Annotated in this window: 7 protein-coding genes; all 7 read left to right on the top strand. The window is 70.4% G+C overall.

Annotated features, from left to right (window positions below):
- Positions 1-164 precede the first annotated feature (164 nt).
- The 7 genes from ltaE (at position 165) to H4O13_12650 (ending at position 11,614) form a co-directional block, all read left to right on the top strand.
- Positions 165-1,184 carry a low-specificity L-threonine aldolase gene (gene ltaE / locus H4O13_12680; protein MBE5316243.1) on the top strand — a complete coding sequence of 340 codons (1,020 nt, stop codon included), beginning with the start codon at positions 165-167 and terminating at the stop codon, positions 1,182-1,184.
- Between the two features lie 154 nt (positions 1,185-1,338).
- Positions 1,339-1,944 carry a sigma-70 family RNA polymerase sigma factor gene (locus H4O13_12675; protein ID MBE5316242.1) on the top strand — a complete coding sequence of 202 codons (606 nt, stop codon included), beginning with the start codon at positions 1,339-1,341 and terminating at the stop codon, positions 1,942-1,944.
- Positions 1,945-1,953: 9 nt separating this feature from the next.
- Positions 1,954-4,656: a serine/threonine protein kinase gene (locus tag H4O13_12670; protein MBE5316241.1), complete on the top strand. Its 2,703-nt coding sequence runs from the start codon at positions 1,954-1,956 to the stop codon at positions 4,654-4,656.
- A 395-nt stretch (positions 4,657-5,051) separates the two neighbouring features.
- A complete protein-coding gene (locus H4O13_12665; GenBank protein MBE5316240.1) occupies positions 5,052-7,574 on the top strand; it encodes a delta-60 repeat domain-containing protein in 2,523 nt (840 codons plus the stop codon).
- Positions 7,575-7,979: 405 nt separating this feature from the next.
- Complete coding sequence (locus H4O13_12660; protein ID MBE5316239.1) at positions 7,980-9,578, top strand: malate synthase A; 1,599 nt, start codon at positions 7,980-7,982, stop codon at positions 9,576-9,578.
- 51 nt (positions 9,579-9,629) lie between these two features.
- Positions 9,630-10,934, top strand: coding sequence for an isocitrate lyase (gene aceA / locus H4O13_12655; GenBank protein ID MBE5316238.1), 1,305 nt, complete (start codon positions 9,630-9,632; stop codon positions 10,932-10,934).
- A gap of 506 nt (positions 10,935-11,440) precedes the next feature.
- Positions 11,441-11,614, top strand: coding sequence for a hypothetical protein (locus H4O13_12650; GenBank protein MBE5316237.1), 174 nt, complete (start codon positions 11,441-11,443; stop codon positions 11,612-11,614).
- The last annotated feature ends 2 nt before the right edge of the window (positions 11,615-11,616 follow it).

Genomic DNA, 11,616 nt, shown 5'->3' with positions numbered 1-11,616 from the left:
TAGTCCAACCGTGCCATCGACTGAATCCGCCGCTTCGTCCGGCCGTCATGGCGTTTCCGGGTACCTGTGGTCGCGAAGGTGTCGCGCGGGTCATGAGTCACGCGCTGTGCCGCTGCATGAGCGTGGCAGGATGCGCGAGGCTTTTCCGACCGAGACCAGAGCACATGCACGCTGAAGCCGATCTGCTGGACCTCCGCTCCGACACCGTCACCCGACCGACCGCTGCGATGCGCGCGGCCATGCTGTCCGCCGAGGTGGGCGATGACGTCTACGGCGATGATCCGACCGTCAATGCGCTGCAGGAGAAGCTCGCGGCGATGCTCGGCTTCGAGGCGGGGCTGTTCGTGCCGTCGGGCACGCAGTCGAACCTGCTGGCGCTGATGGCGCACTGCGAGCGCGGCGATGAGTACATCGTCGGCATGGATGCGCACACCTACAAGTACGAGGGCGGGGGCGCGGCCGTGCTGGGTTCGATCCAGCCGCAGCCGCTGCCGCAAGCGGCGGATGGCTCGATTCCGCTGGAGGCTGTGCGGGCGGCGATCAAGCCGATCGATCCGCATTTCGCGCGCAGCAAGATCCTGTGTCTGGAGAACACCTGGCACGGCCGGCCGCTGCCGCTGGACTACCTGGCCGAGGCGCGCGCGCTGTGCGATGCGCGCGGGCTCGGGCTGCACCTCGACGGCGCGCGTCTGTTCAATGCGGCAGTGGCGCAGGGCGTGCCGGCGGCGGCGATCACCCGGCACTTCGACAGCGTGTCGGTGTGTCTGTCGAAGGGCCTGGGCGCGCCGGTGGGTTCAGTGCTGCTGGGTAACGCTGCCCTCGTCGAGAAGGCGCGGCGCTGGCGCAAGGTGCTGGGCGGCGGCTGGCGGCAGGCAGGGATTCTCGCGGCGGGCTGCAGCTATGCGCTGGATCATCACGTCGAGCGTCTGGCCGACGACCATCGGCGTGCGGCCGAACTGGCAAGCGCGCTGCAGGCGCTCGGGCTGGTGGTGGAGCCCACGCCAACCAATCTGCTGTTCGTGCAGGTGCCCGAGGCGCGTCTCGACGCACTGCGCGCGGCGTTTCGCGACGCCGGCCTCCTCGCCTCGATCGGAGGCCCGCGCATCCGCCTCGCCACGCATCTGGACATCGATGACGCGGCCATCGAGCGCACCCGGCTGGCGTTTGCCGCGGCGCTGGGCTGAGCTGCGCGAGCCTGCTGGCGAACCGCAGGGTCGACGCGGCCGCAGCCGAGCGCATGCGCTTGGTTTCTACGCTTGCCGGACTGCCAGCACACAGAACGGCTGGGTCGCGTTGCTAAGCTCACGCCTCGATGGAAGGCAGCAGGGACTGAGGAGGATGGAGACGGAATTGGATCGCCCCGATGTGGACGTGGAGCTGCAGACCCTGCTTGCGCAGTGGTCGGCCGCGACCGGTTCCAGCGGCATCCCTGCACACGCGGCGCTCAATGCGCGCGAGCAGGACGCTCTGCTGCGCGAGGTCTATGCCGGGCTGCGCCAGCTGGCCGCGCGCAGCCTGCGCGGCGAGCGCCCCGAGCACACCCTGCGACCCACCGATCTCGCGCATGAGGCCTGGCTGCGTCTGCGCGAAGTCGAGGGGCCGTTCCGCGATCGCGCGCATCTGCTGGCGATCGCCGCGCTGATGATGCGCCGCATCCTGGTCGATCACGCCCGCGCGCGGCTGGCGGCCAAGCGCGATGGCCTGCGGGTGACGCTGGATGTCGAGCTGGCGGCCGAGCGGCCGGAGGCCGCTGACCTGCTCAGCTTGGATGCCGCGCTCAGCGCGCTGCAGGCGCAGGACGCGCGCAAGGCGCAGGCCCTGCAGCTGCACGTGTTCGGCGGCTTGAGCCAGCCCGAGATCGCGGAGCTGCTGGGCGTGTCGCTGGGCACGGTCGAGCGCGATCTGCGCTTGGCCCGCGCCTTCCTCAAGCGTGAGCTTGCCTGAGATCCGCGCATGCTTGATCCCCAGCGCTGGCGCCAGGTCGAAGCTTTGTTCCATGCGGCCGCGGACGCCGCCGATGCAAGCGCTCGCGAGGCCTTGATTGCGGCCTGCGAAGATGACGAGGTCCGCGCTGAAGTTTGCTCGCTGCTGGCGGCGGAGGCGGTCACCAGCGAGGCCCTGCGGGCGCCGGTGCGACTCGCACGCAGTCTGGACTTCGCTGCCGACCCGGTAGGCCGCAGTGTCGGCCCTTGGCGACTGCTGGAAGAGGTCGGCCGCGGCGGCATGGGCGTGGTGTATCGCGCCGAGCGCAGCGATGGGCTGTATGCGCAGCAGGTCGCAGTCAAGCTGCTGCGCGGCTTTCCCGACGGCGAGCGGCGGCTGCGCTTCGAGCGCGAACGCCGCTTGCTGGCGCGACTGGAGCATCCCGGCATCGCCCGCTTGCTGGACGGCGGCGTAAGTGCGGACGGCCAACCCTGGCTGGCGATGGAGTTCGTCGCCGGCGAGACGCTCGATGCCTGGTGCGCTGAGCCGACGACCACCCCGGCGCAGCGCCTGCAGCTGTGGCTGCAGGTGGTCGATGCGGTGGCCTATGCGCACGGCCAGCTGGTGCTGCATCGCGACCTCAAGCCCGCCAACGTGCGCGTCGACGGGCAGGGGCGCGCGCGCCTGCTCGACTTCGGCATCGCCGCGTGGATGGGCGAGGGCGAGGACGCCGAGACCCAGGGCCTGCGCCTGTTGACGCCGGGCTATGCCAGCCCCGAGCAGGCGCGCGGCGAGACGGTGGGCGTGGCCAGCGATGTGTACAGCCTTGTCGTGATCCTGCGCGAGCTGATGCCCGAGCCACCGCGCGCCTGGCGACGTGATCTGGCTGCCATCGTTGCGCGTGCGCTGCGCGACGAGCCCGCCGCGCGCTATGCCAGCGCGGCGGCGCTGGGCGAGGATGTGCGGCGTCTGCTGGCGGGCGAGCCGGTGCAGGCGCGCGCGGGCGGCTGGCGCTATCGCAGCGGACGCTTCCTGCGGCGCCATCGCTGGGCCTTGTCGGCCGCGGCGCTGGCGGTGTGCGCTGCGCTTGCCTTCACCCTGGGCCTGGTTCGCGAGCGCGACCGCGCGCTCGCCGCCGAGGCCCGCGCGGAGCGCGAGGCGCGTACCGCCGAGCGCACCACCGATCTGCTGGTGGGGCTGTTCCGCGGCGCCGATCCCTTTTCGCCGCGCGCGGCCGAACGCGATCTGCGCAGCGTGCTGGCGGAGGGCCTGCAGGCCGTTGACGCGCAAGCCTCGCTCGATCCGCAGGTGCGCGCCCGCCTGTACGACACGCTCGGCGCCATTCACCGCAATCTCGGTCTGCCCCAGCCTGCACTGCAGGCCTGGGACGCGGCGGAGCGTCTGCACAAGGAGTCCGCCGCGGGCACGGCGGCGGCCTACAGTGCCGCCGAGCAGGCGCTGCTGCAGGCACAGGCGCGTGAGATCGACGCGGCGCTGGCCTCGGCAGCGCGCGCGCGGGCGCATGCCGGGCCGCGGCTGGAGGCGACGACGCCGGGCGGCGACACGCTGCGGCTGGCCGTGCTGGTGGCCGAGGCGGCGGCCTTCGAAGCCGCGGGACAACTCGACGAGGCGCTGGCGCGCCTGAGCGCGGCCGAGCCCGTCGCGCAGCGTCTGCCGGTGGCTGAGGTCGATCCGCTGCAGCGCGTGCTGGAGCAGCAGGGCGAGGTCTACTGGCTGCTCGCCCGCTACGCCGATAGCGAACGCGTGCTGCGGGCGGCGCGCGCGCGCGCCGTGGGGCGATTGGGCGAGGGCTCGCCGGCGCTGCGCGGCCTCGATGCCGGCATCGCCCGTGCGCTGCGCGACCAGGGGCGCGGCGAGGAGGCCGTAGCCGTCTACCGCAGCCTGCTTCAAGGCCTCTCCGCTGACGAGCAGCGCAGCGCCGGTGCGGTCACGGCACAGGCCGATCTGGGGGCCGCCCTGCACGATCTCGGCCGCTATGCCGAAGCGGAGACGGCCTACCGCGCACAGGCCGAAGCCGCCATCACGGTCTACGGCGCGGACAGCCCGCAGCATGCGATGGCGCTGAACAACCTGGGCGCGCTGGCGGTGGACCGCGGTGATCCGCCCGCGGCGCTGCCGTACTCCCGTGAATCCCTGCGCCTGCGCCTGCGCACCCAGCCGGAGCGCAGCGTGCCGATGGCGCGGATGCAGGGCAATCTCGGCGATCTGCTGTCGCGGCTTGGCGCCCACGATGAGGCGCAGGCGCTGCTGGTGGCCTCGCTGCGCACGCGTCTCGACCTGCTCGGCCCGACGCACTTCGAGACCGTGCTCAGCCGGGTGTACCTGGGCGTGCTCGCCGTGGAGCGTGGCCGGGCCGATGAAGCCCGGGCCCAGCTCAAGGCGATCGCCGACAGCGGCTTCGTGGCCGAGCGCTTCGACCGAATGGTGGTGCTGCGCCTGCAGGGCCGCCTCGCCCTGCTGGAGGCGCAACCTGAGGTCGCGGTCCAGCACTTCGCCGATGCGCGGGCGTTTCTGGCCGGCGAGATGGGCGAGCAGCATCCCGATGTGGCCAAGCTCGATCTCTGGTGGTCGCGCGCGCTGCTGGCTGCCGGCCAGCGCGAGGCGGCGCGGCAGCGCTTCATCGAGGCGGCGCGCGTGCTCCGGCCGGTCTGGGCGCCTGGGGTGCTGATGCGCAGGGAGATGGAAGACCTGGGCCGAGCTCTCGGCGAGTAAGCCGGCGACGTGCGGGGCTGCGGCGCTGAGGGCGGCCAGCGCGGATTTCGTCCGGATGCAGGTGATCAGGGGGCTCAAGGCAAGGCTGAAGAATTCAGCGTTGTCGCGCGCCATGGAGGGCGCGGCCGCGGATCGAGCACGCACGTGCTTGATCCAGCGTGACCGAGCGAAGCGAAGGCGTCGCCGCATAGCGGCCGCACGCGTCCGGACAGGTGCCGGACTCGCGACCACGGGTCAAGGCCAGGAGGGACGTGATCCGTGTTGCCTTAAGGGGCAGGGCGCGGTTTTCCGCTTTCTCAGTGCATCCGTTGCTGCCCCGTGGTGATCCCATGCATCGCTTCCTTCATTCACGTCCTGGTGTGTCCGCGCACAGGCGGTCGCTGCCCTGCGCCCTGTTGTTCTGGCTGCTGCTGTGCGTCGCGCCGCCCAGCCAGGCTTTGCCCGAGTTCTACGCGCCCGATCCCGACGGTGAGGTGCTGGCGCTGGCGCGGGACGCCAGCGGTCGCGCTCTGGTGGGGGGCGATTTCGGGCGCATCGGCGGCGCCCAGCGGCGCGGCATCGCGCGTCTGCACGCCAACAGCGAGGCGGACCTCAGCTTCGATCCAGGCACGGGCGCGAACGGTCGCGTGCTCGCGGTCGCGGTGGCGGCCGATGGCAGCGTCTGGATCGGCGGCGAGTTCACCGAAGTCGATGGCCAGCCGCGCGCGCAGATCGCGCGCTTGAGCCCGCAGGGCGCGCTGCAGCCCGGCGTCGGCGTGACGGCGGCGCCCAACGGCAGCGTCAATGCGCTGCTGGTGCAGGCCGACGGCAGCGTGATTCTGGGCGGTGCCTTTACGCAGGTCGGTGGCGTCGACCGCGGGCGACTGGCACGGCTGGGCACCGACGGCCGGCTGGACCTCGCCTACGCCGTGGGTGCGGGTGCAGACGGGCGGGTGCGGGCCCTGGCGCAGCGCGCGGACGGTCGCGTCTGGGTCGGCGGTGAGTTCAGCAGCTTCGACGCGCAGGCCGCGGCGCGGCTCACCCTGTTGGACAGCGCGGGCCGTGCCGTGCCGCTGCCGCTGCCGCCCGCGCTGAGTGGGGTGGTCCGCGCCCTCCGGCTGGATCGCGCCGAGCGGCTCTGGGTCGGCGGCCAGTTCAGCACCGAGCCGCAGGGCGCCGTACGCGGCCTGGTGCGGCTCAGCGAAGACGGCCGCCTCGATGCCGGGATCGATCCGCAAGTGCAAGGCGGCAGCGGCGTGCATGCGCTGGCGATCGACGACGTCGACCGGCTGCTGCTGGCAGGCGACTTCGACCGCGTGGCCGGCTCGACCATGGGCGGTTTCGCGCGCTTGCTGGCCGATGGCAGCTTCGACGGCAGCTTCGAGCCCGATGCGCTCGACACGCGCGGCGCCCGCGCTCTCGTTCGACAAAGCGACGGCGGTCTGCTCGTCGGCGGCGATTTCAGCACCGTGGGCGGCGTCCTGCAGCGGGGCCTGGTGCGCTTCGACGAGGAGGGCCTGCGCGAACGCCCACTGCTCAACGGCTCCTTTGTCCATGGCATCGCCAATGCGCTGGCGCTGGACGCGCACAAGCGTGTGGTGCTGGCGGGTGGCTTCAATCGGGTGAATGGCGAGATGCGCGACAGCCTGGCGCGCTGGTCGCGAGACGGCGTGCTGGATCGGACGTTCGGCGTGAGCAGCGGCCTGACGCGGACGGGTGCCTTCGCCCAGGCCTTCGCGCAGTGGCTGGACTACGACGGCAGCGCGCTGCTGGCCGGTGAGTTCAACCGCGTCGGCGCACAGGTGCGCGAGGGTTTCGCACGCATCGATTCGAACGCGACCGTGCTGCCACCCTTCGCCGCCGTCGCAGCCGTCTCGGCGCCCGAGGTGCTGGGCCTGAGTCGCGACGCGCAGGGGCGCTGGCTGGTCCACGGACTGTTCACTTCCATCAACGGTGTGCCCCGTCCCTCGCTGGCGCGGCTGTTCGCCAACGGCAGCGTGGACCCGAGCTTCGCGCCTGCGGGCGGCAACGCCCTGCGCATGACGGCCGCTCGCGTCCTGAGCGATGGGCGCGTGCTGGTGGCGGGCCTGTTCGATCAGTACAACGGCCAGCCCCGTCGCGGCCTCGCCATGCTGACCTCCGACGGTCAGCTGGCCCAGGGCTTCGATGTGCCGGGCGGTGTGGTCGGTACGATCGATCTGATTCTGGAGATGGACGACGGCCGTCTGCTGCTCGGCGGCGACTTCAGCGCCATCGGCGGGGAGCCGCGGCGACACCTGGTCCGGCTGCTGCCCGACGGGCAGTTTGATCCGGCATTCCGTGTCGATGCCGGTCTCGACGGCGCAGTGCGCACGGCCGTGCAGCAGGCCGATGGCCGGGTCATCATCGGCGGCGACTTTCGCAATGTGCAGGGGCATGTGCAGGCCGGAATCGCGCGTCTGTTGGGCGACGGCAGCCGCGACCCGGAGTTCGCCACGCCCGGCGTCGACCCGGACGGGGTATCGCTGGTGTACGCGCTGGCGCTGGAGGACCGCGCGCATCTGCTGATCAGCGGCCTGGCGGTCGAAATCGGCGGCAGCTCGCGCGGCGGAATGGTGCGACTGGCCCTGCGCGAGCCCGCACGCTACCGCTGGTTTCTGGAGCAGGCGGATACCCGGCTCTGCTGGGCGGCGGAAGGTGCCGCACCACGGCCGTTTGCCGCGCGCTTCGAGCGCTCCAACGACGGCAGCCAGTGGACTCTGCTGGGCGATGCCCAGCGCGAAGGCGCCCGCTGGTGCATTGCGGCCAGTGCAGCGCTGAGCGGCCAGTGGCTGCGGGTGACCGCTCAGTACCGCAGCGGCCTGGCCGCATCCTCGACCTCGCTGCTGCGGCGGGTCTGGCGTGCGCCAACGCGAGCCCAGCTGTTTCGCGATGGCTTCGAGGCCGCGCCGACGCACTGAATGCCTCTCACAGACACGTCCACCTGCGGCGGCCGCCCGTGGACGCTCGTGGCGGCAGCCGCCCGGCGGACTCTGCTGTTTCCGGCGCGCCCGGCCGGCTTGAATTCGCGCGCTGCGCTGTGCCTCGATCCGCGTCGACCGCTTCCCAGCCGGGCCGCGGCGGTCTCGCGCGCTCGGCCTGCTGGGGGGCGGATGTGGCTCCATGCGACGTAATCGCCGCAGGGCGCGCCTCATTCGGTGGGCCGGAGCGCCCCGGAGTCGCCGCTAAGCGCCTGATTGCCAAAGGCCCAACAGGATATGACGACGCAGTATTTGGATTGATAATCCAAAGCATTGAAACATTTGCTTATGCAAACGCTGCGCTGCGCCATAAGGTCAAACGCCCCGATACGCCGGAGCATGGCCATGGCCCCCAGCAGCGCAGCCCAGACTTTCTCGACGGACCCCGCCGCCGATCCGCGGGTGCAGCGGGTGCTCACCGCCGAGGCCGTGGCCCTGCTCACCGAGCTGCACCGGCGCTTCGAGCCGACCCGCCAGCGCCTGCTGGCGGCGCGCCGCACCTGGCAGGCGCGGATCGATGCGGGCGCCCTGCCGGACTTCCGCCCCGAGACCCGCGAGATCCGCGAGAGCGACTGGACCGTCGCACCGATTCCCGAGGCCCTGCAGGACCGCCGCGTCGAGATCACCGGCCCGGTCGACCGCAAGATGATCATCAACGCGCTGAACTCGGGCGCGAAGGTGTTCATGGCGGATTTCGAGGACTCCAGCAGCCCGACCCGCCGCAACATGCTCGACGGCCAGATCAACCTGATGGATGCGGTCGCCGGCAGCATCGAGTTCACCTCGCCCGAGGGCAAGCGCTACGCGCTGAAGCCGGAAGGCCTGGCCACCCTGATCGTGCGTCCGCGCGGCTGGCATCTCGACGAGGCCAACTTCCGCGTCGACGGCCAGCCGATGTCGGGCAGCCTGTTCGACATGGCCCTGTTCGCCTTCCACAACGGCCGCACGCTGCATGCGCGCGATCGCGGGCCCTACTTCTACCTGCCGAAGATGCAGGCGTTTGAAGAGGCCGCGCTGTGGGACGAGGCCATGGCCTTGGTCGAGAACCGCCTCGGCCTGCCGGTGGGCTGTATGAAGGCCACCGTGCTGATCGAAACCCTGCCGGCGGTGTTCGAGATGCACGAGATCCTGCACGCCCTGCGCTGCCGCATCGTTGGCCTGAACTGCGGGCGCTGGGATTACATCTTCAGCTACATCAAGACCTTCCGCCGCCATGCCGACCGCGTGCTGCCCGACCGCAGCCAGGTGACGATGACGGTGCCGTTCCTGAAGGCCTATTCCGAGCTGCTGATCCAGACCTGCCACCGCCGCGGTGCGCATGCGATGGGCGGCATGGCCGCGCAGATTCCGATCCCGAGCGATCCGGTCGCCAACGAGGAAGCGCTGGCGCGGGTGCGCGCCGACAAGCTGCGCGAAGTCACCGCCGGCCATGACGGCACCTGGGTGGCGCACCCCGGCCTGATTCCGGTGGCGCGCGAGATCTTCGACAAGCACATGCCGACGCCGAACCAGCTGCACGTGCGCCGCGACGACGTTCAGGTCAGCCGCGACCTGTTGATCCACGCCTCGGTCGGCACGATCACCCGCGAAGGCTTCTACGCCAACATCGACGTCTGCGTGCGCTACCTCGCGGCCTGGCTGGACGGACAAGGCTGCGTGCCCATCCACAACCTGATGGAAGACGCCGCCACCGCCGAGATCAGCCGCGCCCAGCTCTGGCAGTGGCTGCACACGCCGGACCAGCGTTTCGACGATGGCGATCGTATCGACCTCGCCCTGTTCGAGCGCGCTATCAGCACCGTCGACCAGCGCCTTCCGCGCAGCGGCCTGCCGGGCCAGACCCGGCTCAAGGAAGCCGCCCAGCTGCTGGCCGAGCTGACCCGCGCCGACACCCTCGAAGACTTCATCACCCTGCCGGCCTACGGGCGGCTGGATCACGCCTGAGCTGCACCGCTTCGACACCCCCGACCCCGCGAACACCACAAGGACACCGCCATGAGCCACCACCTGCCGACCGCCGAAGAGCTCCAGCGCGACTGGGACACCAACCCGCGCTGGAAGGGCATCACCCGCAACTACAGCGCCGCTGACGTCGTGCGCCTGCGCGGCACCGTGCACATCGAGCACTCGCTGGCCCGTCGCGGCGCGGAGCGCCTGTGGCGCCAGCTGCACGAGATGCCCTTCGTCAATGCGCTGGGCGCGCTCACCGGCAACCAGGCCATGCAGCAGGTCAAGGCCGGTCTGCAGGCGATCTATCTGTCGGGCTGGCAGGTCGCGGCGGACGCCAACATCGCCGGCGAGATGTACCCCGACCAGAGCCTGTATCCGGCGAACTCGGTGCCGCAGGTGGTCAAGCGCATTAACAACTGCCTGGCGCGCGCCGACCAGCTGCACCACGCCGAAGGCAAGGACGACATCGACTGGTTCGCGCCGATCGTGGCCGATGCCGAGGCCGGCTTTGGCGGCGTGCTGAACGCCTTCGAGCTGATGAAGGCGATGATCGAAGCCGGCGCCGCCGGCGTGCACTTCGAGGACCAGCTGGCCTCGGTCAAGAAGTGCGGCCACATGGGCGGCAAGGTGCTGGTGCCGACCCGCGAGGCGGTCGAGAAGTTGAACGCCGCGCGTCTGGCCGCCGACATCATGGGCGTGCCCACCCTCATCGTCGCCCGCACCGATGCTGAAGCCGCTGATCTGCTGACCTCGGACATCGATTCGAACGACCGCCCCTTCACCACCGGCGAACGCACCGTCGAAGGCTTCTACAAGACGAACAACGGTCTGGACCAGGCGATCAGCCGCGGTCTCGCGTATGCGCCCTATGCGGACCTGGTCTGGTGCGAGACCGGCAAGCCCGATCTCGAGTTCGCGCGTAAGTTCGCCGCGGCCATCCACGCCAAGTTCCCCGGCAAGATGCTGGCCTACAACTGCTCGCCCAGCTTCAACTGGAAGAAGAACCTCGACGACGCCACGATCGCGAAGTTCCAGAAGGAAATCGCCTCCTACGGCTACAAGTTCCAGTTCATTACGCTCGCCGGCTTCCACAGCCTGAACTACTCGATGTTCAACCTGGCCTACGGCTACGCCCGCCATCAAATGAGCGCCTTCGTCGAGTTGCAGGAGGCCGAGTTCGCCGCCGCCGATCGCGGCTTCACCGCGGTCAAGCACCAGCGCGAAGTGGGTACGGGTTACTTCGATGCGGTGACCCAGACCATCCAAGGCGGCCAGAGCTCGACCACGGCGCTCAAGGGTTCCACGGAAGAAGAGCAGTTCCACGAGGGCGCGAAGCGCGATGCGGCCTGAGGCCATCCGCAGACCGCAGGCCACGCGGATCACGTCCATCGCGAGCGTGATCCGCGAGCACTGCCCGCATCGCGCGCCGCAAGCTTGAATTCTTCAGCCGTGTCGAAACTCGCATCGCAGCTCTCGAATCGCCTGCAGCACGCTTCGCCATCCATCTGAAACGCAAGGCAAAGGGCGCCCTGGCGGCGCCCTTTGCATTCGTATGCCGACGCGCGCTGGAGTGGACATTGGCGGGACATCGCAGGAAGGGCTCTTCCAAGACGATTTCCTCTTGCTAGAATCCTCGGCCCCCACGACCACCCTGCATTGCCCACGCGCGCTCCGCGGCCGGGTGCTCAGGCGATTGTGTCGAGTGACGCTGCTGGAGCCCGCCCGTGAACCTTCTCGCCCTGCGCAACGAATCCACCCCGGTCAGCGGACAGGACGCAGCGGTCGAGATCGATGGCACCAGCGGTTCGCCGCTGCGCAGCGCGGTCTCGCGCGCGGTGGCCCGCTACCTCACCGACATGGACGACCACGCCAACGGCGACCTGTTCGCCCTGCTGATGGCCGAGGTCGAAGCGCCGATGCTGGCCGAGGTGATGCGCCACTGCGAAGGCAAGCAGGTCCGCGCCGCCGAAGTGCTGGGCATCAACCGGGCCACCTTGCGCAAGAAGCTGCGCCAATACGGGCTGGCCTGACA

The sequence above is a fragment of the Lysobacterales bacterium genome, assembly GCA_014946745.1.
Classification (GTDB): Bacteria; Pseudomonadota; Gammaproteobacteria; order Xanthomonadales; family Xanthomonadaceae; genus Aquimonas.
This window is presented reverse-complemented; position numbering and strand designations above follow the sequence as displayed.

What these genes read in the sequence shown, in the direction of transcription:
- H4O13_12660 (MBE5316239.1), top strand. Translation starts at nt 7,980, where the DNA reads ATGGCCCCCAGCAGCGCAGCCCAGACTTTCTCGACGGACCCCGCCGCC.
- aceA (MBE5316238.1), top strand. Translation starts at nt 9,630, where the DNA reads ATGAGCCACCACCTGCCGACCGCCGAAGAGCTCCAGCGCGACTGGGAC.
- H4O13_12650 (MBE5316237.1), top strand. Translation starts at nt 11,441, where the DNA reads ATGGACGACCACGCCAACGGCGACCTGTTCGCCCTGCTGATGGCCGAG.
- ltaE (MBE5316243.1), top strand. Translation starts at nt 165, where the DNA reads ATGCACGCTGAAGCCGATCTGCTGGACCTCCGCTCCGACACCGTCACC.
- H4O13_12670 (MBE5316241.1), top strand. Translation starts at nt 1,954, where the DNA reads ATGCTTGATCCCCAGCGCTGGCGCCAGGTCGAAGCTTTGTTCCATGCG.
- H4O13_12675 (MBE5316242.1), top strand. Translation starts at nt 1,339, where the DNA reads ATGGAGACGGAATTGGATCGCCCCGATGTGGACGTGGAGCTGCAGACC.